The organism is Pseudosulfitobacter pseudonitzschiae, assembly GCF_002222635.1.
Classification (GTDB): Bacteria; Pseudomonadota; Alphaproteobacteria; order Rhodobacterales; family Rhodobacteraceae; genus Pseudosulfitobacter; species Pseudosulfitobacter pseudonitzschiae_A.
On the sequence record NZ_CP022415.1, the window covers coordinates 1193357 to 1219176 of the forward strand.

Genomic DNA, 25820 nt, shown 5'->3' on the forward strand with positions numbered 1-25820 from the left:
CTTACTCGGCCGCGACGGATTTGGCTTCGGGGTACAGGGCGGACTTGAAGGGTGCCATACCGAGGCGGCGATAGGTTTGCAGGAAGGTCTCCGAGCGGTCGGCGCGGTGATCCAGATAGGCATCGACCAGACGTTCGATGGCGGGCACGATGGCATCGGCGGAAAAGCCGGGGCCTGCGCGTTCACCGATAGCGGCGGTTTGCGTGTGGTCGCCGCCCAGCGTGATCTGATAGTTTTCCACGCCCGCACGGTCGAGCCCCAGAATGCCGATGTGCCCGACATGGTGGTGGCCACAGGCGTTGATGCAGCCCGAAATCTTGATCTTCAGCTCGCCGATGTCGTGTTCCAGCTTGATGTCGTCAAAGCGGGTGGCGATTTCCTGAGCGATCGGGATCGAACGGGCGGTGGCCAGCGCGCAATAATCCATGCCGGGGCAGGCGATAATGTCCGAGATCAGGTTGATGTTGGCCGTGGCCAGTCCGTGTTCCTTCAACTTTGCATGGATTGCGGGCAGGTCGGCGCGGTGGACATGGGGCAGGATCACGTTCTGCTCGTGGCTGATACGCAATTCATCATGGCCGTACTGGCGGGCCAGATCGGCCATCACGCGCATCTGCCCGGCGGTGGCATCGCCCGGCGTGGCGCCATGCGCTTTCAGCGAGATCGACACGATGGAATAGCCTTCGGCGCGGTGCGCGGTCAGGTTGGTGTCTGCCCAAGCACGAAACACCGGATCATCGTTATAGGCCTGATTGAACGGACCAACGGATTTATGCGCAAAATCAGGGGCTTCGAACTGTGCCTTGATGCGGGCAAAGTGATCCTGATCGACGCCTGCGAACATCGGTTTGACCAGCGCGAAACGTTCTTCGACGAGACGGCGGATCTCTTCCAGACCGACCTCGTGGACGGTGATCTTGATGCGGGACTTGTACTTGTTGTCGCGACGACCGATCTGGTTCCAGACGCTGACGACGCTTTCCAGATAGGGCAGCAGGTCTTCTTCGGGCAGGAAGTCGTGGATGACCTTGCCGATCATCGGCGTGCGGCCCAGACCGCCGCCCACCAGGACCTCATAGCCGATCACGCCGTCACGTTCGACGATGCGCAGGCCGATGTCATGGGCGCGGATCACGGCGCGGTCGTTTTCCGCGCCGGTCACCGCAACCTTGAACTTGCGCGGCATGGACTGGAATTCGGGGTGATCAGTGGACCACTGGCGCACCAGTTCGGCCACCGGGCGCGGGTCTGCGACCTCGTCCGCGGCGGCACCGGCAAAGTGGTCTGCGGTCACGTTGCGGATGGTGTTGCCGGATGTCTGGATCGCGTGCATCTGCACCTCGGCCAAGGCGTCCAGCATGTCGGGCACATCGCGCAGTTCGGGCCAGTTGTACTGGATGTTCTGGCGCGTGGTGAAGTGGCCATAGCCCTTGTCCCATTTCTCGGCCAGATAGGCGAGCTGGTCCATCTGGCGGCTGGAGAGCGTGCCATAGGGGATAGCCACGCGCAGCATATAGGCGTGCAATTGCAAATAAAGACCGTTCATCAGGCGCAGCGGCTTGAACTCGTCCTCGGTCAGGCTGCCGTCAACGCGGCGCTCGACCTGCGCGCGGAACTGGCGGTTGCGTTCGGCGACGAATGCGGCGTCGAAATCGGTATAGGAATACATCAGTTCACCTCGGTTTGTTTGCCGTGGGCATAGTTGGAGGGGCCTTTGGCGCGAAAGGCTTCGCGAAAGTGGGCGGGCGCGGGCGCACCGTTCGACGTGTCCACATCGGCCAGATAGGCGCCAACGACTTCGCCGGTTTGCTGTGCGGCTTCGATCAGCCGCAGGTCGGCGTGGGCTTCGTCGGTCAGCACTTCGGCATCGGCCAGTTGGCGGCTCCAGCCGTCACGGGTTTGATAGATCACGTCGCCCGCCAGAAGGTGGTTGGCAGTTACGACTTTGGGTGTGTACGGTTTGGGCATCACAGGGCCTCTTGCAGAATTTGGGCGATGGGTTGGGCTGCGGCCGCGCGCGGAGCGAGACCATAGAACATCAGGGCGGGGCCGGTCATGTAGGCATCTGTCAGGGTTTGCGGCAGACAGGCCAGCGTGGTGCCGATGATCCGCTGTTCGGGGCGCGAGGCGTTTTCGATCACGGTCACCGGTGTGGCGCGGTCGGCACCGTGCATTATCAGGCGACCCTGAATGAAGCGGGCGGATTTCTTGCCCATATAAATCGCGGCAACCTCGCCGGTCCGGGCCAGTGCGGCCCAGTCGTGATCAGCAAAGCCTTTCATGTCGTGGCCCGTCAGAAACCGCACCGAAGAGTTGCGGTTGCGCTTGGTCAGGCTTTGACCGATGGCGGCCACGGCGGCAGAGGCCGAGGTGATACCGGGTACGATATGCCAGCCGATTTGCGCGTCGGTCACGGCGTCGATCTCTTCGTCCAGACGGCCAAAAACGGTGGCATCACCCGATTTCAGGCGCACCACCTGCGCGCCGGTGCGGGCGTGTTCGACGATCAGCGCGTTGATGTCATCTTGGGACATCGATGGGCCAAAGCCCTCTTTGCCAGCGTCGACCATCACCGCCTCGCGGCGGGCCAGTTCCAGGATTTCGGGGCTGATCAGGCGGTCGTGAATGACCACGTCGGCCTCGTCCAATGCGCGGCGGGCCTTGAGCGTCAGCAGTTCGGGGTCACCGGGGCCGGCACCGACAAAGGCCACGTGGCCTTCGCGGGCAGTGCGGGCCAGATGGGTTTCCAGCAGGTCATCCAACGCGGGGCGCACGGCGTCTTCTCCCGCTGCCATCGCGCGGGGGCCTGCGGTAAAGTAATAATCGCGCCAGAAATCGCGGCGCGGGCGTCCAAAGGGCAGGGCGTCGGCGGCACCGCGAAAGGCTTTGCCGATGCGGGCCAGTGTGCCCAGAGTGGTGGGCAGGCGTTCTTCCAGATCGGCCTTGATCGCGCGGGCCAGCACGGGGGCTGCCCCTTCGGTGCCGATGGCGACTGTCACGGGATCGCGGTCGACGATGGCGGGGGTGATGAATTCGCTGTCGTGCAGGTTGTCGACGATGTTGACCAGCGCGCCGTCGGCCTTGGCGATGGCGGCGGTGCGCGCGTCTTCGGCCTCGTCTTCGTCGGCGGCATAGAACAGCGCAGCATTGCGCGCGTCACCGGCCTGCAAGGCGCGGCGCACCAGCGTCAGCTTGCCTTGGGACGCCCATATTTCGATCTGCGCGTCGGCACGGGCGGCGAACACGGTGATCGCAGCCTGCGATTTCATCAGCAGGCGCAGCTTGGCCAATGCGGCTTCGCCACCGCCCGAAAGGACGATGCTGCGGCCCTCGGTGGCCAGAAAGATCGGAAAATGGTTCATGGCGCTGCGATCCCGTGCTTCGTTGACTTGAGTGTATATATAGGAAATATTCCCCCTGTGACGCCATATGCTCGCGCAGATAAGGACATACGTTCTGTACTGCGGTGCAAGAGGAACACCCGTACTGACATGAGAGGAATGCGCGAATGACTGTTCGCATCGACGATACAGACCGGAAGATTTTGGCAGAACTGCAACGCGATGCCAGCCAGTCACTGGACGAAATTGCCAAAGCAGTCGGCAGTTCCAAGACACCTGTCTGGAACCGGATTCGCAAATTGCGTGATGGTGGCGTGATCGGTCAGCACACGGTTTTTCTGGATGCCGACGCGCTGGGGTTCGAGGCGTGCTTTTTCGTGCTGATCCGCACATCCGAACATGACGCCGCTTGGCAGGCGCGGTTTCTAAAGGCACTGAAAGACCGCGCGGAAGTGCAAGAGGCGCACAGGCTGGCGGGCGACATCGACTATATCCTGAAGGTGCGGGTGAAGAACGCCCGCGCCTATGACGTGTTCTATCAGGCGCTGATTTCCGAGGTGAAGGTCCACAACGTCACGGCGCTGTTGTCGATGGAAGAAATCAAATCGACCACGATGCTACCGCTATAGGCGGACCATCAGCTGTTCCAGCTTGTGAAAGTGGAAGCTGTCGGCGTAGCGCGGCGCGTCAGCCTCGTGCAGGTCGGGGCAGGCGTCGAACAGCGCTGTCAGCGCCACCTGCATTTCCAACCGCGCCAGCGGTGCACCCACGCAAAAATGCATTCCCCCGCCAAAGGCCAGATGCGCCGTCGCCTTGCGGTCGGGGTCAAAGCGGTCGGGGGCGGTATAGACCGCCGGATCACGCCCCGCAGCGCCCAGCATCAGTGCCACCTGATCGCCGGGAGAAAGCGTCTGGTCGCCAACTGTGACCTGCTCATAGGCGTAGCGCGTGAACATGTGCAGCGGCGGGTCAAAGCGCAGAACCTCTTCGACAACTTGCGGAGTGATCGCGGGCACGCTGTTTTGCAGCAGGCAATGCACGGCGTTGCCCAGCGAATGTACCGTCGCCTCGTGGCCCGCATTCAGCAGCAGCACGCAGGTGCCAATCAGGCTGTTGGTGCTGAGTTTCTGGCCGTCTTCTTCGGCGGCGATCAGCCGGGTGATCAGATCATCACGCGGATCATCGCGGCGCGCGTCGATATAGCCGCGCAAAAAGTCGGAAAATTCGCGCGCGGCGGTGTTGGCCGCATCCTCGATCGCACGGTCCCGGCCCGCCTGATACATCGCCACCATCGCCGAGGACCAGCGCAACAGGTCTGGGCCCATCTCTTCGGGGACACCCAGCAAACGCGCAATCACCCGCACCGGCACTTCGGTGCAATAGGCGGGGATCAGGTCGAAATCGGCATCGCGGGGAAATCTGGCAATCAGGTCCGCGCAAATCTCTTCGATGTCGCCTTGCAGCCCCGCAATCCGGCGCGACGTGAACGCACGCAGCACCAGCCCGCGCAGTTCGGTGTGGCGGGGCGGTTCGTGTTCCAGCATCGAATGTTCTTCGACTGCGTAAAAGTCCGTCAGATGGTCCGGCACCGGCATCCGCAACTCGTCCGGTATTTCGCGGCCCAGCCGTTTGTCGCGCAACAGCGCATGGACTGTGGCGTGGTCAAAGGCCGCCAACATGCCATAATCATTCCAGTACAGCACCGGCCCCGTGGCACGGGCCGTGTCGTAAAATCGGTAGGGGTCTTGCACAAAGGCGGGATCAAGCGGGGATTGGTCAAGTGTTATCATGGGTGCAGATGATAGCGTGGCTCTGGTCTTTGCAAGGCTGACGTTGGTAAACTCTGGCGCATGACCGGACATATCCGCAAACGCAATCTGATCGTGCTGGGCTTTGTCGCCTTGGTGGCTTTGGCCGCTTTGGGCTTGTGGCGCTATGGCTATGTTCAGGCGCTGGACCGATTGCAGCGGCAGGGCGAGTCCGATCTGGCGCTGGCGTCGGACCGGCTGACTGCGCAATTGCAGCGGTATCGCGAACTGGCGGTGTTCATGTCCGAACACCCCGCCGTGCGGGCCGTATTGGAAGGGGGCGGCGCCGCGCCTGCCAATGCATTGTTTCAGGACGTGGCTGACAAGACGTCGGCGCTGGATGTGATTCTGGTGGATTTTTCGGGTCGTGTGCGGGCGGCGGCGAACGGAACCGGAGGAATGAATCTGGGCAGCACGGCCTATGTACGGCGTGCAATGCAAGGGGCGTTGGGCACCGGTCACGGGGTGGGGACGCCATTGCAGGGGCGCGCCTATTACCACGCGGCACCGATATTTGGCGATACCACGGGGCGGGTGATCGGTGCGGTGATCGTCGCCGCAGACGTCAATGCGCTCGAGGCCGACTGGCGCGGGTCGAACCCTGCTGTGTTTCTGACCGATGCACAGGGGGTGGTTTTTGTCTCGAACCGGTCCGAGCTGTTGTTCTGGCAGCGACAGGGCGGGCAGGGCGCGTTGTCCCAACCGCGCGGCACCAGACCCGCGTTCACCTACCATACGACCGCAGGCTATGACATCTGGCACCAGATGTGGGATCCGTATCTGCCGCGCGAAGCTTTGCACATCACGCGGCCCTTGCCGGTCATCGGTTTTCTGGGGGCTGCGTTGATCGACATCGCGCCAGCGCAGCGCATCGCGCTGTTGCAGGCGGCGGCCTTTGCCGCGCTTTGTCTGGCCTTTGGTGCACTGCTGCTGGTCGCGACCGAGCGGCGGCGCACTCTGGCGCAGGCCAATGCGCTGCTAGAGGCGCGGGTGGCCGAGCGGACAGCCGCCCTTGTTGGAACCAACGCGCAATTGCTGCGCGAGGCCGCCGAGCGTGAAGAAGCGCAAGCGGCGCTGGCGCGTGCGCAGGCCGATCTGGTGCAGGCAGGCAAGTTGGGTGCGCTTGGCCATCTCAGCGCGGGCATCAGCCACGAGTTGAACCAGCCGCTGATGGCCATCGGGTCATTTGCGGAAAACGGTCTGACCTTTATGGACAAGAACCGCCCCGAGCGCGCCCGCGAGAACCTGTCGCGGATCAGTGAAATGGCGCAGCGGATGGCGCGCATCATCAGCAATCTGCGCGCCTTTGCACGGCAGGAAAGCTCACCTTCCGTGCAGGTGGACGTTTGCGAAGTGTTGCGCAGTGCGTTCGAAATCACCGGCCCGCGTCTGCGCGAGGCGGATGTGACCGCGACATTGCAGGCGCCCGAGACACCCGTTTGGGTGCGTGGCGGCGATGTGCGGCTGGGTCAGGTGTTTGTGAACCTGATCACCAATGCCGTCGACGCGATGGAGGGCAGGCCCGTCCGTGCGCTGCACATCACCGTTCAGGATGGCGCGCAGCCTTCGGTTACCGTGCGCGACACCGGGCCGGGCATCGACGTGCCCGATCAGGTCTTTGATCCGTTCTATACCACCAAAAGTCAGGGCGGTGCCGAGGGCATGGGGCTGGGGCTGTCGATTTCCTATGGCATCGTGCAAAGCTTTGGCGGAGAGATACGTGGCGAAAACACGGGCGAGGGGGCTGCCTTTACCGTGCAACTGGTCCCTTGGGATGAAAGCGAGGCGGCATGAGCATTCGGGTTCTGGTGGTGGATGATGATGCCGCCGTGCGTGATGCGGTGGTGCAGACGCTGGAGCTGGCGGACCTTGATCCGCTGGCAGCCGGTTCGTTCGTCGCGGCCAAGGATCACATCACACCTGATTTTGACGGGGTGATCCTGTCCGATATGCGGATGCCGGGGCGCGACGGGTTTCATTTGTTGCAATATGCGCTGGCTCAGGATCGCGACCTGCCGGTGATCTTGCTGACCGGGCAGGGAGATATTCCTACGGCTGTGGATGCGATGGCCAAGGGCGCGTTCGGGTTTCTGGAAAAACCATGCGCGCCCGCCGACCTGCTGGCGACGGTTGAACGCGGTCTGAAAACCCGTGCCCTGGTGCTGGAAAACCGTCGTTTGCGGGCGCTGGTCCACAGCGGTGATGCCGCAGAGCGGATGTTGTTCGGTCAGTCGGAACTGGCCCATACCCTGCGCGCGCGGGTGCGCCAGTTGGCGGCGGTTGAAACGCAGGTGCTGGTACAGGGCGCACCGGGCACCGGTGTGTCAAAGGTGGCCGAGGTGGTGCATCTGTGTTCGCCGCGCTCGAAAGCACCTTTTGTCAAACGCGCCAGCGCAGGGCTGGAGCCGGACGCGCTACGCGAAGCGTTTAAAGAGGCGCAGGCCGGCAGCCTGTTCATCGACGAGATCAGCCAGATGCCTGCCGCCACCCAGATGACACTGGCCAGCGCGCTTGAGGGCGGTTTGCCGTGTCGACTGATCGCGGGCAGCACGCAGGATTTGCAGGCGGCGGTCGACAACGGGCTGCTGAACGCCGACCTCTATTACGGGATTGAAATGATGCCGGTGCGTATTCCCTCCCTGTCCGAACGTCCCGAGGATATACCGGTGCTGTTTCGTCACTATGTCGAACAAGCGGCCGAACAGGCAGGCCTGAGCACACCCGAGATCAGCACGGATCACCTTGCGGCATTGATGGCGCAGGACTGGCCCGGCAACGCGCGGTCGTTGATGAGTGCAGCCATGCGTTTTGTGCTGGGTATGCCCGAAGACATGGCCGAGGCCGCCGAACTGGGGCTGAGCGAGCAATTGGCGCGGGTCGAACGTGCGCTGTTGATCGCGGCACTGGGGCGGCAGAACGGACATGCAAGTGCGGCGGCATCCGCCCTGAAATTGCCGCGCAAAACCTTCTACGACAAACTGGCCCGCTACGGGATTCGGGCAGAGGACTATCGGCGCTAGGCCTGTGCGGATTTCCGCACATGCGGTACAGGATGGTGTGTGGGTTTCCGCACGGTGCCGTTTGGTTGACGGGAAAGGTTGCATTAAAAACTCCACGCAACAACTTGTAAAATATATATAAATTACCATATTTTTGCCGCGCCTCACGCAGTGTTGCGTCCCGTCCCCTTGCTGCTGTTCACTCTTGCGTGACGCGACGCTTGGGAGAGGGTCGCGCAGATATGCAAAAAGCAAACTCTGGGAGGAGTATCATGAAGTTTTTTACCGCCGCAGCCGTGGCCCTGAGCCTGTCCGTTTCCGCTGGTGCCGTACAGGCCGCCTGTGACGACGGCGAAATCGTGATCAAATTCAGCCACGTCACCAACACAGACAAACACCCCAAAGGCATCGCCGCCTCGCTGCTGGAACAGCGCGTGAACGACGAGATGGACGGCAAGGTGTGCATGGAAGTGTTCCCGAACTCGACACTTTACAATGACAATCAGGTGCTGGAAGCGATGCTGCAAGGCGACGTGCAAATGGCCGCGCCCTCGCTGTCGAAATTCGAGCAGTTCACCAAACAGTTCCGCATTTTCGATCTGCCGTTCATGTTCACCAACATCGACGCGGTTGACCAGTTCCAGACTTCGGAAACCGGTCAGGCGATGAAAGAATCGATGACACGCCGCGGCCTGTTGGGGCTGGCGTTCTGGCACAACGGCATGAAACAGATGTCGGCCAATGTGCCGCTGTTGCAACCCACCGACGCCAACGGTCTGAAGTTCCGCGTGCAGAACTCGGACGTGCTCAAGGCGCAGATGGCGGCATTGGGGGGCTCGCCCCAGCCGATGGCATTTTCCGAAGTGTACGGCGCGCTGCAAACCGGCGTTGTGGACGGTCAGGAAAACACGTGGTCGAACATCTATGGCAAGAAGTTCTTTGAAGTTCAGGACGGAGTGACCGAAACCAACCACGGCATCATCGACTATCTGGTGGTGACCTCGACCGACTTCTGGGACAGCCTTGATGACGACACCCGCACACAGCTGGCCACGATCATCGAAGAGGTTTCGACATCGCGCAACGCAGAATCCACCCGCGTGAACGCCGAGGCCAAACAAGCGATCATCGACGCAGGCGGTGTTGTGCGTGAACTGACAGCCGACCAGCGTCAGGCATGGGTCGACACGATGAAACCCGTCTGGGAAGAGTTCAAGGGCGACGTGGGCCAAGAGAACATCGACGCTGCACAGACGATCAACGCCACAATCAACTAAGCCGCTTCAGGCTTGCGCGCCCGGCCGTTATTGAAAATGGCCGGGCGCAGTCTTTCACACATCATCGGAGGGGCGGTATGGCACAGCGCTATGAACCCAAATCCAGGCTGGGCCGCATCGTGAACGAGATCGAAGAGACCGTGATCGCGCTGCTGCTGGCGGGTATGACTATCATCACATTTGTCAACGTTGTGCTGCGTTACGGGTTCAACACCGGCCTTATCTGGGGCCTGGAAATGGTGACCTTTTTGTTTGCGTGGCTGGTTCTGTTCGGTGTTAGCTATGCGGTGAAAACCACCGCGCATCTGGGCGTGGACGCGGTGATCAACCTGTTCAGCATGCCGGTTCGCCGGATCATCGCGCTGGTTGCAGCGGCCGTTTGCATCTTTTACGCGGTGCTGCTGCTGAAGGGCGCGTGGGACTATTGGGCCAACTTTGCCAATCTGCCACAAACCACCGGCACCGTGTTTCCCACCGGTTTTGAAGAGATGAAACGCTCGTCCTATCGCGGCTGGTACGAGGTGATCGACATTCCGTTTCCCGCGTGGCTGACGTGGATCGAACCGATCATGAACGAAGGCGAGGCCTACGAGAAAATCCCGCGCTTCATTCCCTATGCAATGCTGCCCTTTGGCATGGCGCTGCTGTTGTTCCGCTTTGTTCAGGCCGGCGTGCGTGTCTGGACGGGTGCGTCTGACAGCCTGATCGTCAGCCACGAAGCCGAAGACGACGTCGAAGCCGTCGCACATATGAACCGCGAGGGTTAAGCCATGGAAGTTCTTGTTCTTTTTGTCATGGTGGTCGGCCTGATGCTGATCGGTGTGCCGATTGCCGTGTCACTGGGCATGTCGTCGATTGTGTTTCTGCTGGTGCTGTCCGACACCTCTTTGGCGTCGGTTGCGCAATCGCTGTTTCAGGCGATGGCGGGGCATTACACCCTGCTGGCGATCCCGTTCTTTATTCTTGCGTCCACGTTCATGTCGACAGGTGGTGTGGCCAAGCGGATCATCCGCTTTTCCATCGCCATTGTCGGGCATTTTCCGGGTGGTCTTGCGATTGCGGGCGTCTTTGCTTGCATGATGTTTGCGGCCCTGTCCGGTTCCAGCCCTGCGACGGTTGTGGCGATCGGGTCAATCGTGATCGCAGGCATGCGGCAGGTGGGCTATACCAAGGAATTCGCCGCCGGTGTCATCGCCAACGCAGGCACGCTGGGCATTCTGATCCCACCCAGCATCGTGATGGTGGTCTATGCCAGCGCCACCGATGTGTCAGTGGGGCGGATGTTCCTTGCGGGTGTTATTCCGGGTCTGATGGCAGGCACCATGCTGATGGTCACCATTTACGCGATGGCAGTGATCAAGAAGCTGCCAAAGGGCGATTGGCTGGGCTGGGGGGAAGTCGTTAAATCGGGTCTGAGTGCCTCTGGCGGTTTGTTCCTGATCATCATCATTCTGGGCGGCATCTATGGGGGCATTTTCACGCCGACCGAAGCCGCCGCCGTGGCTGCGATCTATGCCTTTCTTGTCGCAAGCTTTGTCTATCGCGACATGGGGCCGCTGCATGCCACGGAAGAAGGCGCGCGGAACCACAGCCTGTTCTCCAGACCTTGGGCGCTGGTCACGGTGTTGTGGCACCGCGACACCCGCGATGCGTTTTTCGAGGCGGGCAAGCTGACCGTGACGCTGATGTTCATCATCGCCAATGCGTTGATCCTCAAACACGTGCTGACCGACGAGCAGATCCCACAGCAGATCGCCAGTGCGATGCTGGACGCGGGCTTTAACTGGGTGGTGTTTTTGATCATCGTCAACGTGATCCTGCTGATCGGCGGGCAGTTCATGGAGCCCTCGGGCCTGTTGGTGATCGTGGCACCGCTGGTGTTCCCGATTGCAATCGAGCTGGGTATTGATCCGATCCATCTGGGTATCATCATGGTGGTGAACATGGAAATCGGGATGATCACGCCGCCGGTGGGTCTGAACCTGTTCGTGACCTCGGGCGTGGCAGGGATGCCGATGATGTCCGTGGTGCGCGCGGCCCTGCCGTTCCTTGCAGTGCTTTTCGTGTTCCTGATTATGGTGACCTATATTCCGGCAATTTCGACATGGTTGCCAACGATGATGATGGGGCCAGAGATTATCACGAATTAGATATTCCGGGATAGACGCAATAAAAATACACTGGCCCCGCACACCGGCGTCAGAAACAGGCCGCACCTGCAAGGGGGCGGCCTGTGTGCGTTGAACACGGGTGGCCAAGCTCACAAAGGTCTGTCTCTGGGGCGAACAGCCGGAATGGGGCCGATAGTGGCGGATGCTGCGCGTTGCACGAACGGCTGCTTTGATGTCAGCTTCAGCCCATAGGCCAGATTTCGACAACGCCATGTGCAACGGCGCAAGGAACACCTGATACCTTTTCGATAGCATCCTCAAGGGATGCTGCTTCGATGACTGCAAACCCTGCGACGGGGAGATCTGCGACCATGAACTGTCCTTGGCTCGTCTCGACACCAGACGCTTCTGGATTGCGAACTTGCACGGGTGGCCCAGCGACGCCAATCAGCGCCCCTTCGGCGACAAGTTGTGCGTCTTGTTCGTGTGCAGCGGCTCGTATCGCCTCCGGCGTCCGGTCATATCCGTCTCGGTCTCCGTAACCGATCGTCAAAAACTTCGGCATCATATGCTCCTTTCGATCTCAGTGTGGTGCTGACTCGCAACCAGCTTGTCAAATGCTGCTTGAAGCGGCACCGATACACTCCGTCCCGCGCGGCAGGCCTTGGCACCCTCATTGCTGCGGGCCCTTGCTAATATCCGCTTGTGCGCAACTGCACTGCGGCGACAGGGGATTCACCTTACGTCAGCTTCGGGGCTATAATTACCGATGCGGCGACGCAGAATTTGTTCAGCTACTTTCTTCTTTACAGTTCACTTGCGCTGTGGCTGGCTCATCCAAAAAGTAAGGAAGGCATTCTAGTGGATTTTCAAATCTGGCTGGCGTTCGTTGCAGCATCAATCGCACTTTTGCTTATTCCAGGGCCAACGGTTCTACTCGTTCTCAGCTATGCGATCAGTCAAGGAAAGCGGGTAGCTATCGCGACCGTTGGTGGCGTGGCCCTCGGCGACCTTATTGCAATGTCCGCATCCTTGGCCGGTCTCGGTGCCTTGGTTCTGGCTTCTGCCACCCTGTTCACTATTCTGAAGTGGGTCGGGGCGGTCTATCTTGTATATTTGGGAGTTAAGCTCTTTCGAGGTGCGTCAAGGGCCTCACTTGGCGATCTGGAGACGGTGACAGAAACCAGCGCATCCAGCGTCTTTGGTCACGCCGCTGCGGTGACTGCGCTCAACCCCAAATCCATCGTGTTCTTCATAGCATTCGTGCCACAATTCGTTGTCGTCGACAGCCCGCTCCTGCCTCAGTTCGCGATTCTCGTCGTTACGTTTGTCGGGTTGGCTGCGATCAATGCGCTCGCCTATGCGCTCTTGGCCGACAAATTGCGGACCAAGCTTGCACGCCCTTCGGTTTTGGCTTGGTTCTCTCGTCTTGGCGGTAGCGCACTGATTGTCATGGGCGTTGCGACAGCAGCGTTCAAGCGAGCACAGTAGCCTCGTCGGAGGTCGGCTTCGTCCCGCATTGCCGACGTTAAAACCACCCACCACGAATAACCGTTTCAAACGCCAGGTCGCGCCACAAAGGCAACACCCCTGACCGAAAAGGCAGAACTTGTGACGCGCGACGGGGGTGGATCAACTGGCGATCAGGGCATGAATGATCGGCGTGAAATCCTGCGCTTTCAGGCTGGCGCCGCCCACCAATGCGCCGTCGACGTTGGCACACTGGAAAATCTCGGTCGCATTGCCCGGTTTGACCGATCCGCCATAGAGCAGCCGGATTGCAGTGCCGACCTCGTCGCCCAGACGCTGGATCAGGCGGGTGCGGATAAAGTCGTGGACTTCGTTGATTTGCGCAGTGGTGGCAACGGCACCGGTGCCGATGGCCCAGACGGGTTCATAGGCGACCACCAGATTACCGCCCGTGGTGCCGTCCGGAACCGAACCTGACAATTGCTCTGCGATGATGTCCAGCGTGTTGCCCGCCTCGCGGGTTGCGGCGCTTTCGCCGATGCACAGGATGGCGGTCAGGCCCGCGTCCCATGCGGCCATGGTCTTGGCGCGCACATCGCTGTTGCTTTCATGGTAAGCGTCGCGGCGTTCGGAGTGGCCCACAATCACATGGGTGGCCCCTGTGTCCGCAATCATCGGGGCGGCGATGTCACCGGTAAAGGCACCTGATGGCGCGCTGTGGCAGTCCTGTGCGCCGATGGTCAGAGCGCTGGATCGAGCCAACTCGCTGGCGCGGAACAACAGCGGCGCTGGTGGGCAGATCACGATGTCGGTGTCGGTGTCGGTGCTGTCGGCATGCGCCGCTGCCAGTTCCGAGATCACGCCAAGCGCTGCACTGCTGCCGTTCATCTTCCAGTTGCCTGCTGCCATTTTGCGCCGCATCGTTGTCCCGCCTGTTTGAAATTGCTTTGGCCCAGATTTAGCATTGCGGCGCAGGGCGGGCAATGTAGGCTTTTGGGACGCGGGGTCTTACACCCGCTTCAGGTATTCGAGACAAGGACACAGGCATGATCCCCAGACTGGACGCGGCTTTGATTGCGGCACGCGACGCACAGACCATCGCGGCGCTTGCGCAGGCTGCCCGCGACACGGGCTTTGCCACCGTTCACAACACCGCGCTGACGGCTGCGCGTGTGCGCGAGGTGATCGAGACCTATCGCGCATTCTTCCATCTGCCCGAGGCGCAGAAACGTGACGTGGACATGGCCCGCACCGGTGCGAACCGGGGGTGGGGTGCTGCGGGGTCAGAACAGGTCGATCCGGGGGCCAACCCTGACTATAAACAGTTCTTTGATGCGGGGTTCACACTGCCCGAGGGCGATCCGCTGGCCGCATTGCCGGTCTATGCGCCGAACTGCTGGCCCACCCGACCGGCGCAGTTTCAAGATGTGATCGCGGCCTATTACAGCGATGCTTGCGATGTCGCGATGACGGTGCTGCGCGGCATTGCCGAGGCGATCGACGCCCCGCGCGATTATTTCGACAGTGCGTTTGACAAGCCGATGGCGCTGTTGCGCGGGAATTATTACCCGCAACGCCCCGCATGGGCGACGGCGCGGGATTTTGGCATCGCCACGCACACCGATTATGGCTGTTTGACCTTGCTGGCGACCGACGGAACGCCGGGGCTGGAGGTGCGCAAACGCGGCGGCGGCTGGATCGCGGTACAAGCTCCTCCGGGCGATTTTGTCATCAATTTCGGCGAGATGATGGAGATGTGGACAAAGGGCCGTGTTCAGGCAACGCCGCATCGTGTGGTGGGCACCAACGCCGAGCGTATCTCGGTGCCGCTGTTTTTCAATCCGGCCTATGACACCAATGTGGCGCCCATCGGATCAGGCGATGTGATCCGCGCGGGCGACCATATGGAAAAGCGGTTTTCGGAAACATACGTGCATTTGCAAAGCAGGGCCTAGAGACAGGCAATGGCCTGACGGGCCAGTCCGGTGGCCGCGTCGGGGTCGTCCAGCGCGCTGTCGGGCAGTTCCCAATAGGGCATCGCGGCAGCCTTCTGGCCGGGGCGCTGATAGGTCCAGCGCACCATGCCCAGATCATCGAACCGTGCTTGCATGGCGCCGACGCCTTTCAGCATCAGACGGCCATCGGACATCAGCAGCGCAAAAATCTGGCCGTCGGTGTAAAACCCCATGCCGCCGAACATGCGACGGGTGGACATAGGCCCCACATCGCGCAGAAGATCCAGCGCCATCTCGACCGCTTCATCGGAAACGGCCATCGGCGCCTAGCCTTTGACCAGATGTTCGGCCATCTCGGCGGGGTCGGCGAATTTGATCGATTCGCCGCAGCCGCAGGCTTCGGTCACGTTGGGATTGTTGAATTTGAAGGACGATTCCAGCAGCGAGGTTTCATAGTCGATCTCGGTGCCGAACAGGAACATTTGCGCCATCGGTGCAATCAACACCCGCGCGCCGTCCTGTTCGACGGCCTCGTCGTTGGGATCCTGTTCGTCCACATATTCCATTGTATATTCCATGCCTGCACAGCCGCCCTTTTTGACGCCGATGCGCAGCCCCTTGTGACCGTCCGCTGCCATAAGTTTGGCAATCTGGGCGGCGGCTCGGGGGGTGATTGTGACGGCTTGCTTGCCGGGGATGGAAAACATAAACAGAACTCCTTTGACCGCAATGTAGGGGTGGTGCGCCGTAATCTCAAGCTATCGCAGGGTCGCGACGAGGCTTTGTGTCGCAAAACCCCACGCCAGCGCCCAACCAAACGAGGCCAAAGTGCCGATAATCACGTATTCGCTGGCTTTTTGATCCCGCGAGGCGGTCTCGAACCGCAGGATGGATTTCGCCGCAATTAGAAAACCGATGCCCGTGGGTTCACCGATCATCACCATCAGATAGATCAGTGCGCGTTCCATCAGCCCGATGATGCGGCCTGCGTTGTCCAGTCCTTCGATCTGTGCCGCCGCACGCCACGGCGCCATCAATAGACCCACCGCAGGGCCGCCCAGCACGGTTGCGGCCATCACACCGCACAGCAGCACCGCCAGCGGTTGCAGCCACGGCGCATAGCCCCCCCAGAGACCTGTGGCAAAGGCATCCGGTAGCCATGCAAGCAGTGCAAGGATCACGGCCATATGGGCGGCTTGGGTGCCCAGATAGGACCACAGATGCGCAGGCAGACGTTTTGCGGCCAAAGCCACCGCAGCATGGCCCAGTGCCGTCGCCGCTGCCAGTTGCGCAGCACCGCCCAATGCGATCCACGCCAGCGCAAAAACGATCCCGACGCGCAGGGCCAGCGGGGCGCGGGCGGGAATCAGGTGAAAGGCCAGCAGCCACGCCAGCGTCAGGGCCAGAGCGGTGTCGATCATGTCGGGTAAAAGCAGCCGTATATGGCTGCTATTTCATGTTGCAGTCGAATATGGCTGCTTTTCGGGGTGTCAGTCATTTTCCAACATCTCGCATACGTCGATCAACACACGGATGCCCGCCGCTTCTTGCAGGCTGTGGATGGTCTGGCGGCTGACATCAAAGCGGTCGGCCAGCGCGTCCTGTGTGGGCGCTGGCACCGCCAGCGACGCCAGCGCGATCTGTGCTTGCCGCACGGTCCAGCGGCTGCTGATGTGATCGGCAAGGGGCAGGGCGGATTGCAGCGGTTTCGGGGCCGTGTCGGTAAACAGTCTGGCGGTGCGCGCCATGTCATCCAGCGCCCGACCCGAGGCGACAAAGGCGGCACCCTCGGCGTCGGACAGATCGGCCCCCGCGACGGTCCCGCCGCCGGTGGCCAACCCGATGCGGGTGTCGTGCGCCTTGCCGGTCATGCGCACGCCCGCGCGAAACGCCAGTGCCGCGCGCAGGGCCATCGGGGCGGCGCATACGGCCTGCCAGCTGTCACCGCGTGCGCGGGTCAGGCGCGGGGCCACGTCCTGCCATCCGGCCAAAGCGGCAGCCGCCGCGTCCAGTCCCTCAAAGACCTGCGCCAGCCCGCCCTCGGGCAGGTTGGACGATTTCACGATATCTCCGGTCAGAACGGCCAGTTGCGGCATGGGGTATCCTCTTTGCCGACCAGTTGTGCGGGCAAATCCGGGGCCATGCAACTGCCGGACGGCGGCGAAAGGTAGAAAAAGCCGCGATCGCAGACGGCAACACGGCACAGGCCGCACCGCCGGACAATCTGCCCTGCATAGAAAAAGCCGCCCCCGAAGGGACGGCCTGATCACTGTATCGTCTCGCTTAAAGGGGCTTAGAGACCCATGCAGTTGGCGTAATATGTCACGGTCGCAGGCCAGTCCGAGAACACACCTTCAACGCCGACGTCTTGGGCGATCACGTCCAGCGCCACCAGATAGTCGCTGTCGTTCTTGACCACATCACCGACCGACTGGAAATACCAGCCACCACCGGTTGCCAGCGGACCCGAGCGTTCCAGTGTCCATGCGATCAGCTTCAGACCGGCCTCTTTGGCGGCCAGCGCATAGGCGGATGCGGCCAGCGCGCCGTTGTCGTCGGTCAGCAGCATGTTCAGCGAGGGGGCCAGATACTGCACGCCCTGCGCTTTCAGGTCGGCAAAATCTTCGTTCCATGTGGCTTTGTCCTGTTCGTCAAAGCCTTCGGACCATTCTACCAGAAACACCGCCTGTTTGCCGAATTCGGGTTCGTTGTTCACCCAGTACAGCACGTCTTCAAGGTTGAACGACTGCGGCCAGACGTCCGATGCGGGGATGTCTGCGGCCTTGTATTCGTCGATCATCTTTTGCGCATAGTCGGCTTGGCTGAAGCCGTCATGGGGCATCTCGACCGAGGGGCTTTTCAGTTCGGGGGTGAATTTGGCGCCCAGCGACTTGATCAACTGGATCGATTCCGCGTGGGTCATCAGCTTGGCATCGTCGGTGTAGAGCGTGGTGCGAAAGCCCGCGACGCCCCCCTGATAGGCCTCGGCTGTGGTGGCCGTGGCATCGGCGCTGTCCATTTTCGGGGTCAGCGTGCGGAACTGCTCCAGCGTCAATTCCGAGGTGCGGCATTCGGCACTGGCTTTGGTATCACCCGACGCAGGGGTAAACGCGGTGTTGCAGGTGTTGGCCAGATCGCTGACCAGGATGTTGGTGGTGGTGTGCAGGTCGTTCTGCGCGTGGCGGCAGACCAGTTCGTGATCCTTGGTAAAGGTCACGTCACATTCCAGGATGCCCGCGCCCTGACGCGCACCGGCGATAAAGGACTGGTCTGTATGCTCGGGGAACATCAGCGCCGCGCCACGGTGACCGATCGAAAAGTCGGTTTGGGCTGGCGTCTGGGCCATGCAGCTGGCCAGTTTGTCCTTCAGCGCACCTTCGGGCAGTTTGTCAACGAGATAGGCAGGACGGGCACCGTATGAGACAGCAGTTGACTGGCCGTGCCCGTCGGCTGCGGCAAGAACGGGCAGGGCGGCAAGGGTTGCCGCGAACAGTGAAATACGCATGGAAAGCTCCAGTTGTCAGGTTGTTATGTGAAGGCCTTCTGAATGTTTAGTGTAACAGATCTGTGATCCATTTGCGAAGCTCGCGTGACATCCGCAGTCTTTCTGCCCGCTGAATTGCGCCAGAACCCGCCGACGCTGATCCGGCATCCGGGGGAACTTTTTGTGCCACCAACCGTTCCCCACCAAACAATCGGAACATTGGAGCGCTGGTCATGACACGTCGCAAAGACACCCCCCACACAACAACGGACGCAGGCATTCGCGTTCAAAGCGACGAACATTCGTTGACCGTGGGACCAGACGGCCCGATTGTTCTGAATGACCACTATCTGCTCGAGCAGATGGCCAACTTTAACCGCGAGCGCATCCCCGAGCGGCAACCGCACGCCAAAGGCTCGGGTGCCTTCGGGACATTCGTGACCACGCGCGACGTGTCGCAATACACCAAGGCCAAGATTTTCCAGCCGGGTGCAAGCTGCGATGTGGTCATGCGCTTTTCGACCGTGGCAGGCGAACGCGGCAGCCCCGACACATGGCGCGACCCGCGCGGGTTTTCGATCAAGATGTACACCGAAGAGGGCAACTTTGACATGGTGGGCAACAACACGCCCGTTTTCTTTGTCCGTGATCCGCTGAAATTCCAGCACTTTATCCGCAGCCAGAAACGCCGTGCCGACAACGATATGCGCGACCATGACATGCAGTGGGATTTCTGGACGCTGTCCCCCGAAAGCGCCCATCAGGTCGCCTATCTTATGGGTGATCGTGGCATCCCGAAAACATGGCGCCACATGAACGGCTATTCCAGCCACACCTATTCGCTGGTCAACGCAGATGGCGAACAGTTCTGGGTCAAGTTTCACTTTATGACCGATCAGGGCGATGGAAACGACTATCTTGCTCAGGACGAGGCCGACAAACTGGCCGGAACCGACGGCGATTACCACCGCCGCGACCTGTTCAATTCCATTCGTGACGGGAACCACCCTAGCTGGACGTTGAAATGGCAGATCATGCCCTTTGAGGATGCCAAGGCCTATCGCATCAATCCGTTCGACCTGACCAAAGTCTGGCCGCACGCGGATTACCCGCTGATTGAAGTTGGCAAGCTGACGCTGACACGCAACCCCACCGACTTTCACACCCAGATCGAACAGGCCGCTTTCGAGCCGAATAACATGGTGCCGGGTGTCGGGCTGTCGCCGGACAAGATGCTGCTGGCGCGCGGCTTTGCCTATGCCGATGCGCACCGCGCGCGGTTGGGGGTGAACTACAAGCAGATTCCGGTGAACGGCGCCACATCCGAGGTCAACAGTTACTCCAAGGACGGGGCCGGGCGGACGCAACCCGTCAGCGATCCGGTCTATGCGCCCAATTCTTACGGTGGCCCATCGGCGCACCCTCAGGCGGGGCCCGAGGCGGGGTCGTGGTACACGGACGGCGAAATGATGCGTCAGGCGTATACCCTGCGCGCAGATGACGACGACTGGAGTCAGGCCGGTGCGTTGGTGCGTGACGTGATGGACGACGCTGCACGTGCGCGTCTGGTGTCGAACGTGGTCGGCCATCTGTGTGACGGGGTCAGCGAAAAGGTGCTGCAACGTGCATTCGAATACTGGCGTAATATCGACGACGCGACCGGTGACAAGATCGAAGCGGGCGTGCGCGAAAAACTGGGCTGGGCATCGGATGCGCCGGGCCTTGCCTCAGCCGAGAGTATCAGTGGAATCTGATGTATATATGATTAAAAACAAAGGATTGGATCATACCGCTTTCCGGTGGCTGAGTGCGGTACGCATCAAAAACCGCTGCAACGGAAATGAAAAAGCGGGCCCAGGCATTGGCCCCGCTTTGTGATAAACAGCGGATTGTGCCGCCGCCGGCCTTACATAAAGCCCAGCTCCAGCCGCGCTTCATCAGACATCATTTCCATGCCCCATGGTGGTTCCCACGTCAGTTCGACGTCGACGGTTTTTACACCGGGCAGGGGTTCAACCGCATCGGCGACCCAGCCGGGCATTTCGCCCGCCACGGGACAGCCCGGCGCTGTCAGCGACATGATCACACGCACGGCGCCGTCATCAGCGATGTCGATGGTATAGATCAGGCCCAGCTCGTAAATATTCACCGGGATTTCAGGGTCATAGACCGTGCGGCAAGCTTCGACGACCGCGTCGTACAGCGGGTGGTCGGTGGAGGACGGCGCGATCAGCGGTGTCCCTTCTAGCATGTCTTTGGACTGGTCCATTTGGCCTCACTCTGGTTCCTGACTGATTATATAGGGATAACACCGGCATGCGTCCAGAGGGGCTGGGGCAGTGCGTCGCACCGAAGCGCTGCGGGTTGTGCGGTTTTTGCACTGCGCCAGAGGCCGCTCAGCCTTTGCGTTTGCGCACGGGCTGCGGTTTCACCCGCGCCTCGATCATATCGTAAAGCATCCCGACAATATCCTTGCCCGTGGCCTTTTCGATGCCCTCGAACCCGGGCGAGGAATTCACCTCGAGCACTTTGGGGCCGGAATCCGAGCGCAGCAGATCGACGCCTGCCTTGCCCAGACCAAAGGCGCGGGCGGCGCGCAGGGCGGTGTCGCGTTCGTCTTTGGTGATGCGCACGGTTTTGGCCGATCCGCCACGGTGCAGGTTCGAGCGAAAATCGCCATCCGCGCCGGTGCGCTTCATCGCAGCGACCACTTTGCCGTCGATCACCAGACAGCGGATGTCTTCGCCCGCCGATTCCTTGACGAATTGCTGCACCAGAAAGTTGGCGCGCAGGCCACGAAAGGCGTCGATGACGCTTTCGGCGGCCTTTTTGGTTTCGGCCAGAACGACGCCTTTGCCTTGGGTCGATTCCAGCAGTTTCACGATCAGCGGCGCGGTTCCCACCAGCCCAATCAGATTGCCGGTGTCCTTGGGCGACGCGGCAAAGGCGGTGGTGGGCATACCGATGCGCTTGCTGGCCAGCACCTGATGCGCGTGCAGCTTGTCGCGGCTGGCGGTGATGCCCGCGCTGCCGTTGACGCAATAGGTGCCGATGGTTTCGAACTGGCGGATCACGGCGGTGCCATAGGGCGTGATCGACGCGCCGATGCGCGGCACGACCGCGTCATAGCGGGGCAGGCGTTTGCCATCATAATGCACTTCGGGGGCCATCGTGTTGATCGCCATATAGCAGCGCGTGGTGTCGATCACTTCGACGGTGTGGCCGCGCGCCTCGCCAATCTCGACCAGACGGCGGGTGGAATAGTTGTCCTCGCGGCTGAGCACCGCAATGCGCAGGGCGCGCTGCGGGGCGGCACGGCGCACGGCGGCAGAATGGTAGACATCATAGCTGAGGTCCGGTTGCAGACGCTTTTCCGTGGCAGTGATCGAAATGTGATCTTGAAGCGCCTGACGTCCCAGCAGCATCCGGCTGGTCATGCCGGACCGGTCGGTCAACGTCACTTCGATGGGCCAAGACTGGCCCGCAACTTCCAACGTGGTTTCAATGACATAGCGCAGCTCGGATTCGCCGTTGGACGAGGTGATTTCGCGGCGGTCCTTGATCTCGGCGGAACAGGTCATCTGCACCTGCGTCTGGCCCGCGACGGGGTAGACGTTGAACCGCACTTTGGGCTTGGCCGCAGGGCCAAAGACTTCGATGTCATGGGCATGCAGCGCCGAGGTGCGCGCGCCGGTGTCGATCTTGGCCTTGAGGGCGGGCAGACCCAGTTCGGGCAAGCCGATCCATTCTTCCCAGCCGAAATGTAGACTGTCCATTGGTAACTCCTGTCAAAGGCGGGCAGCGCCAGTTTGGCGCGACATATGTGTCAAAGGTATAAAAGGGGATGGCGATCAGGCCTTGGACGCTTTTGCGGCAGCTTTGGCGGCCTCGGTGGCAAGGCGGCCGGGATCCATGAAGTGGTCGATCATTACAGGCGTCGCCAGTGCATAGGCGTCGCGCAGCGGCAGATCGCGGTGCTGGTGCAACGCGGCCTTGCCCTTGGCAATGGGGCCGGGGTTGCAGGTGGCCAATGTCGTGGCAAAACCGGTGGTTTGCCGTGCCAGTGTTTCCGCCGGACAGATGCGGTTGAACAGGCCCGCAGATTGCGCCCAGCCTGCATCCATCGGGGTGCCCGACAGGGTAAGTTCCATCAGGTGTTTGGGGCCCACGTTGCGCGATACGGCAACGGCAGGGGTGGTGCAAAACCCGCCATTGGTCACGCCGGGCAGGCAGACGGTGGCGCGCGGGCTGGCAAAGGCCAGATCGCAGGACGCCACCAGTTGCAGGCCTGCCGCCGTGGCGATGCCGTCTACCATCGCGATGGTGGGCTTGGGCAGTTCTGCCAACGCCAGCATCATGTCACCACAGGCCTCGAACAGTCCGGTCAGAAAGGCGCGCCCGCTGTCGTGGTCCGCGCGGTGGCGGGCGATTTCCTTGATGTCGTGCCCTGCGCAAAAGATATGTCCCGGCCCTGTCAGAACGACAACGCGCACGGCGTCATCGGTTGCCAATACGTCCAACATGCGGTGCAGGTCCTTGATCATAGCCATCGACAGCGCATGGGCCGCACCGCCGCCAAGGCTGAGCGTTGCCACGCCATCGGTCACATCGCAGGTGACAAGATCGGGGGACTGCATCTGGTTCATCAAGGCTCCTTTTGCGTATCATGCCACGATGGGGCACCTGTGCGCAACGCGATCGGACAGGGCAAGGGCCCCGTTGCCGGTACAGGCCTTAAAAAATCGCAAAGCCGGTGATTCAGTCGTTTATGTCATGCAGCACACGCCGCGCGCCCGAGCTTTGGCGGCGAAAGACCAGCCGCAGAACGATCCACGCCAGCAGCGACAGGCCCGCGAATATCGCCAGCGCCAACGCCAGGGTCAGCCCCGGTGCCAAAAAGCCGACAACGGCCGCCATCACCAGCGCCCCCAGCGCAAAGCCCAGAAAGATAAAGCCGGGCGCCAGCACTTCGACCACGCCCAGGGCGATGGCAACAGCCAGCCAGACCCACCAGATGCCAACCAGACCGGCCATCATCCACGCCCCTTGAGCATTTTGAACGCATCGCCAAAGGCTTCGAGTGCTGCGGCGGGCACCACAATCGTCTGTTTGCCGTCGCCGCGTCCCAGCGTGTTCAGCGCCTCGACCTGTTTCAGGGCCACCTGATATTGCGCGGCTTCGATGCCATGCTCGGCAATGGCTTTGGCCACAACTTCGGTGGCATAGGCTTCGGCGTCTGCCAGAACGCGGCGCGCCTTGGCCGATTGCTCTGACGCATAAAGCTCGGCGTCGGCGCTAAGTTCGACCGCGCGTTTCGATCCTTCGGCTTCGGTCACCTGCGCGCGGCGGGCGCGTTCAGCGTTCAGTTGTTGCATCATTGCGGCGCGGGTCGCGGCATCAAGGTTCACGTCCAGAATTTCGGCGCGGGTCACTTCGATGCCCCAGTCATCCACCGCGTCTTCGACATTGGCCTTGATTGTGTTGATCAGGGCCGAACGGTTCGCCTGCACCTCGTCAAGATCCATCTTGCCGATCTCGGCACGCACGATGCCTGCGACCGTGGTCGAAATGGCACCGTCCACGTCACGAATGCGGTAGACGGTCTTTTCCGGTTCGGTGATACGGTAAAAGACCGAGGTGTCGACCTGTACCAGCACGTTGTCGCGGGTGATCGCGTCCTGACTGGCGGTGGGCAGCTGCCGTTCTAGAATTGAAATCCTGTGCGCCACGCGGTCGATAAACGGCACAATCATATTGACGCCAGGCCCCAGAACCGCACGCAGGCGGCCAAACCGCTGAACGACATGTTGTTCAGATTGTGGCACAATCTGTACAGATTTAAAGACCACCACCACCAGCAGCAGGGCGGTCAGAAGATAAACAATATTGTCTTGGGCGAGAGCGATCAGCTGATCTTCTAAAGGCACGGGTGAATTCCATTCATGACAAGATGGGGAAATATCCGCTGCGGACCTATGGATTGCAAGTTTAAACCATCCGGTCTAGGCCGCGCGTGAAACGGTTTCAGCAGTGCTTAAGAGGTGCGCCATGACTTTGATCACCTTCCGCAAGGATGCAACAGACGGCAAGGCCCGCACGGGGGTTCTGTCGACCCCGCGCGGTGACATCCGTACGCCCGCCTTTATGCCGGTGGGCACCGCCGCCACGGTCAAGGCGATGTTGCCCGAAAGCGTTGCAGCCACGGGGGCGGATATCTTGTTGGGCAACACCTATCACCTGATGCTGCGCCCGACGGCGGAACGCATCGACAGGCTGGGCGGGCTGCACAGGTTCATGAACTGGGACAAACCGATCCTGACCGATTCAGGCGGCTTTCAGGTGATGTCGCTGGCCGCGCTGCGCAAGCTGACCGAAAAGGGTGTGACCTTTAAAAGCCACATCGACGGATCGCGTCACGAGATCACACCGGAACGGTCGATGGAAATCCAGAAGTTGCTGGGGTCGGATATTGTCATGTGTTTCGACGAATGCCCCGCGCTGCCCGCCGACAAGACGCGGATTGCACAAAGCATGCGCCTGTCGATGCGGTGGGCGCAGCGGTCGCGCGATGCGTTCGGTGATCGTCCGGGTCATGCGCTGTTTGGCATCCAGCAGGGCGGGTTAGAGCAGGACTTGCGGGCGGAAAGTGCTGCCGCCCTGACCGAGATCGGCTTTGACGGCTATGCGGTCGGCGGTCTTGCCGTGGGCGAGGGGCAAGAGGCCATGTTCGGCTGTCTGGACTTTGCCTCGGACCAGTTGCCGCAGGACAAACCGCGTTATCTGATGGGGGTGGGCAAGCCGGACGATATTGTCGGTGCCGTGGCGCGCGGCATTGACATGATGGACTGCGTTTTGCCGTCGCGATCAGGGCGCACGGGGCAGGTGTTTACCCGCCACGGCGTGCTGAACATCAAGAACGCCCGCCATCAGGACGACCCGCGCCCGATCGACGACGCCTGCACATGCCCTGCCTGCACGAAATATTCGCGGGCCTATCTGCACCATGTGTTCCGCAGTCAGGAGATGATCAGCTCGATGCTGCTGACGTGGCACAACCTGCACTATTTCCAGCAGATCATGGACGGGATGCGTAAGGCGATTGCCGCAGGCACCTTTACCCGCTGGCAGGCGGATTTTCACGCCAACCGTGCGGGCGGCGACATCGAACAGCTTTAGCGCGGCAGCATCCTGTTCAACAGCTGTTGTACCCGCGGGTGCGGTTGCAATGTCAGCCTGTAGGTTTTGTCGCACGGACATGAAACTATGGATTGGCGCGTTAAAAGGTTGTTTTCACGATTATTGTTTCCTAATTCGGTGCAATTCTTGGTGATGCGCGGGCATTGTCCTGCCGCGCGCGCGAATCGTAGCGGTGGCA

The 25820-nt window shown here is 61.1% G+C and carries 26 protein-coding genes; 10 read left to right on the forward strand and 16 right to left on the reverse strand.

The window, feature by feature from the left end; translation table 11 throughout:
- Position 1 precedes the first annotated feature (1 nt).
- Genes SULPSESMR1_RS05725 through cysG form a run of 3 tightly spaced genes read right to left on the reverse strand, consistent with a single transcriptional unit; the run spans position 2 to position 3362 of the window.
- The gene (locus SULPSESMR1_RS05725; RefSeq protein WP_089419950.1) at positions 2-1669 is read right to left on the reverse strand and encodes a nitrite/sulfite reductase; all 1668 of its coding nucleotides are present in this window, start codon (positions 1667-1669) and stop codon (positions 2-4) included.
- On the reverse strand, positions 1669-1968 hold the full coding sequence (locus SULPSESMR1_RS05730) for a DUF2849 domain-containing protein (RefSeq protein WP_089419951.1): 300 nt from the start codon (positions 1966-1968) through the stop codon (positions 1669-1671). Before SULPSESMR1_RS05730 ends, SULPSESMR1_RS05725 begins: the two co-directional genes overlap by 1 nt.
- The gene (cysG, locus tag SULPSESMR1_RS05735) at positions 1968-3362 is read right to left on the reverse strand and encodes a siroheme synthase CysG (protein WP_089419952.1); all 1395 of its coding nucleotides are present in this window, start codon (positions 3360-3362) and stop codon (positions 1968-1970) included. The genes SULPSESMR1_RS05730 and cysG overlap by 1 nt, the downstream gene beginning before the upstream one ends.
- 146 nt (positions 3363-3508) lie before the next feature.
- Here cysG and SULPSESMR1_RS05740 point away from each other — a divergent pair, with 146 nt between their 5' ends.
- On the forward strand, positions 3509-3970 hold the full coding sequence (locus SULPSESMR1_RS05740) for an Lrp/AsnC family transcriptional regulator (RefSeq protein ID WP_089419953.1): 462 nt from the start codon (positions 3509-3511) through the stop codon (positions 3968-3970).
- On the opposite strand, the gene SULPSESMR1_RS05745 is transcribed toward SULPSESMR1_RS05740, so the two are convergent.
- Positions 3965-5131 carry a cytochrome P450 gene (locus SULPSESMR1_RS05745; RefSeq protein WP_089419954.1) on the reverse strand — a complete coding sequence of 389 codons (1167 nt, stop codon included), beginning with the start codon at positions 5129-5131 and terminating at the stop codon, positions 3965-3967. The two genes, SULPSESMR1_RS05740 and SULPSESMR1_RS05745, sit on opposite strands and share 6 nt — an antisense overlap.
- Positions 5132-5191: 60 nt before the next feature.
- Between SULPSESMR1_RS05745 and SULPSESMR1_RS05750 the strand changes: the two genes are divergently transcribed.
- The 5 genes from SULPSESMR1_RS05750 (at position 5192) to SULPSESMR1_RS05770 (ending at position 11575) form a co-directional block, all read left to right on the forward strand.
- The gene (locus SULPSESMR1_RS05750; RefSeq protein WP_198362858.1) at positions 5192-6943 is read left to right on the forward strand and encodes a sensor histidine kinase; all 1752 of its coding nucleotides are present in this window, start codon (positions 5192-5194) and stop codon (positions 6941-6943) included.
- On the forward strand, positions 6940-8169 hold the full coding sequence (locus tag SULPSESMR1_RS05755; protein WP_089419955.1) for a sigma-54-dependent transcriptional regulator: 1230 nt from the start codon (positions 6940-6942) through the stop codon (positions 8167-8169). Before SULPSESMR1_RS05750 ends, SULPSESMR1_RS05755 begins: the two co-directional genes overlap by 4 nt.
- Before the next feature lie 251 nt (positions 8170-8420).
- Positions 8421-9425 (forward strand): DctP family TRAP transporter solute-binding subunit, encoded by a 1005-nt coding sequence (locus tag SULPSESMR1_RS05760; protein WP_089419956.1) that lies wholly within the window; start codon positions 8421-8423, stop codon positions 9423-9425.
- A 77-nt stretch (positions 9426-9502) separates the two neighbouring features.
- On the forward strand, positions 9503-10192 hold the full coding sequence (locus SULPSESMR1_RS05765; RefSeq protein WP_089419957.1) for a TRAP transporter small permease: 690 nt from the start codon (positions 9503-9505) through the stop codon (positions 10190-10192).
- Positions 10193-10195: 3 nt separating this feature from the next.
- The gene (locus SULPSESMR1_RS05770) at positions 10196-11575 is read left to right on the forward strand and encodes a TRAP transporter large permease (protein ID WP_089419958.1); all 1380 of its coding nucleotides are present in this window, start codon (positions 10196-10198) and stop codon (positions 11573-11575) included.
- A gap of 202 nt (positions 11576-11777) precedes the next feature.
- Here the strand turns inward: SULPSESMR1_RS05770 and SULPSESMR1_RS05775 are convergent, their stop codons facing one another.
- Positions 11778-12101 (reverse strand): YciI family protein, encoded by a 324-nt coding sequence (locus SULPSESMR1_RS05775; protein ID WP_089419959.1) that lies wholly within the window; start codon positions 12099-12101, stop codon positions 11778-11780.
- Between the two features lie 296 nt (positions 12102-12397).
- Between SULPSESMR1_RS05775 and SULPSESMR1_RS05780 the strand changes: the two genes are divergently transcribed.
- Positions 12398-13027, forward strand: a complete 630-nt coding sequence (locus SULPSESMR1_RS05780) for a LysE family translocator (protein ID WP_089422178.1) — start codon at positions 12398-12400, stop codon at positions 13025-13027.
- Between the two features lie 141 nt (positions 13028-13168).
- On the opposite strand, the gene tpiA is transcribed toward SULPSESMR1_RS05780, so the two are convergent.
- The gene (tpiA, locus tag SULPSESMR1_RS05785) at positions 13169-13927 is read right to left on the reverse strand and encodes a triose-phosphate isomerase (protein WP_089419960.1); all 759 of its coding nucleotides are present in this window, start codon (positions 13925-13927) and stop codon (positions 13169-13171) included.
- Between the two features lie 125 nt (positions 13928-14052).
- Between tpiA and SULPSESMR1_RS05790 the strand changes: the two genes are divergently transcribed.
- Positions 14053-14961 (forward strand): isopenicillin N synthase family dioxygenase, encoded by a 909-nt coding sequence (locus SULPSESMR1_RS05790; RefSeq protein WP_089419961.1) that lies wholly within the window; start codon positions 14053-14055, stop codon positions 14959-14961.
- Here the strand turns inward: SULPSESMR1_RS05790 and SULPSESMR1_RS05795 are convergent.
- From SULPSESMR1_RS05795 to SULPSESMR1_RS05815, 5 genes are all read right to left on the reverse strand, one after another.
- On the reverse strand, positions 14958-15281 hold the full coding sequence (locus SULPSESMR1_RS05795; protein ID WP_089419962.1) for a TfoX/Sxy family protein: 324 nt from the start codon (positions 15279-15281) through the stop codon (positions 14958-14960). The two genes, SULPSESMR1_RS05790 and SULPSESMR1_RS05795, sit on opposite strands and share 4 nt — an antisense overlap.
- Before the next feature lie 6 nt (positions 15282-15287).
- A complete protein-coding gene (locus tag SULPSESMR1_RS05800) occupies positions 15288-15668 on the reverse strand; it encodes a HesB/IscA family protein (protein ID WP_089419963.1) in 381 nt (126 codons plus the stop codon).
- A 51-nt stretch (positions 15669-15719) separates the two neighbouring features.
- Positions 15720-16382: a hypothetical protein gene (locus SULPSESMR1_RS05805; RefSeq protein WP_089419964.1), complete on the reverse strand. Its 663-nt coding sequence runs from the start codon at positions 16380-16382 to the stop codon at positions 15720-15722.
- 69 nt (positions 16383-16451) lie between these two features.
- Positions 16452-17057, reverse strand: a complete 606-nt coding sequence (locus SULPSESMR1_RS05810; protein ID WP_089419965.1) for a hypothetical protein — start codon at positions 17055-17057, stop codon at positions 16452-16454.
- Between the two features lie 197 nt (positions 17058-17254).
- On the reverse strand, positions 17255-18466 hold the full coding sequence (locus SULPSESMR1_RS05815) for a glycerophosphodiester phosphodiesterase family protein (RefSeq protein WP_089419966.1): 1212 nt from the start codon (positions 18464-18466) through the stop codon (positions 17255-17257).
- 212 nt (positions 18467-18678) lie between these two features.
- Here SULPSESMR1_RS05815 and SULPSESMR1_RS05820 point away from each other — a divergent pair, with 212 nt between their 5' ends.
- Positions 18679-20199, forward strand: a complete 1521-nt coding sequence (locus SULPSESMR1_RS05820) for a catalase (RefSeq protein ID WP_089419967.1) — start codon at positions 18679-18681, stop codon at positions 20197-20199.
- A gap of 152 nt (positions 20200-20351) precedes the next feature.
- Here the strand turns inward: SULPSESMR1_RS05820 and SULPSESMR1_RS05825 are convergent, their stop codons facing one another.
- The 5 genes from SULPSESMR1_RS05825 to SULPSESMR1_RS05845 form a co-directional block, all read right to left on the reverse strand.
- Positions 20352-20714, reverse strand: a complete 363-nt coding sequence (locus SULPSESMR1_RS05825; protein ID WP_089419968.1) for an SUF system Fe-S cluster assembly protein — start codon at positions 20712-20714, stop codon at positions 20352-20354.
- Positions 20715-20841: 127 nt separating this feature from the next.
- Positions 20842-22221 (reverse strand): 30S ribosomal protein S6--L-glutamate ligase, encoded by a 1380-nt coding sequence (rimK, locus tag SULPSESMR1_RS05830; RefSeq protein ID WP_089419969.1) that lies wholly within the window; start codon positions 22219-22221, stop codon positions 20842-20844.
- Positions 22222-22296: 75 nt separating this feature from the next.
- Positions 22297-23091: an enoyl-CoA hydratase-related protein gene (locus tag SULPSESMR1_RS05835; RefSeq protein WP_089419970.1), complete on the reverse strand. Its 795-nt coding sequence runs from the start codon at positions 23089-23091 to the stop codon at positions 22297-22299.
- A 112-nt stretch (positions 23092-23203) separates the two neighbouring features.
- Positions 23204-23479: an NfeD family protein gene (locus SULPSESMR1_RS05840; protein WP_089422179.1), complete on the reverse strand. Its 276-nt coding sequence runs from the start codon at positions 23477-23479 to the stop codon at positions 23204-23206.
- Complete coding sequence (locus SULPSESMR1_RS05845) at positions 23479-24372, reverse strand: SPFH domain-containing protein (protein ID WP_089419971.1); 894 nt, start codon at positions 24370-24372, stop codon at positions 23479-23481. The genes SULPSESMR1_RS05840 and SULPSESMR1_RS05845 overlap by 1 nt, the downstream gene beginning before the upstream one ends.
- 121 nt (positions 24373-24493) lie before the next feature.
- Between SULPSESMR1_RS05845 and tgt the strand changes: the two genes are divergently transcribed.
- Entirely contained in the window at positions 24494-25621 is a 1128-nt protein-coding gene (gene tgt, locus SULPSESMR1_RS05850) for a tRNA guanosine(34) transglycosylase Tgt (RefSeq protein WP_089419972.1), read from the forward strand.
- Positions 25622-25820: the final 199 nt, after the last annotated feature.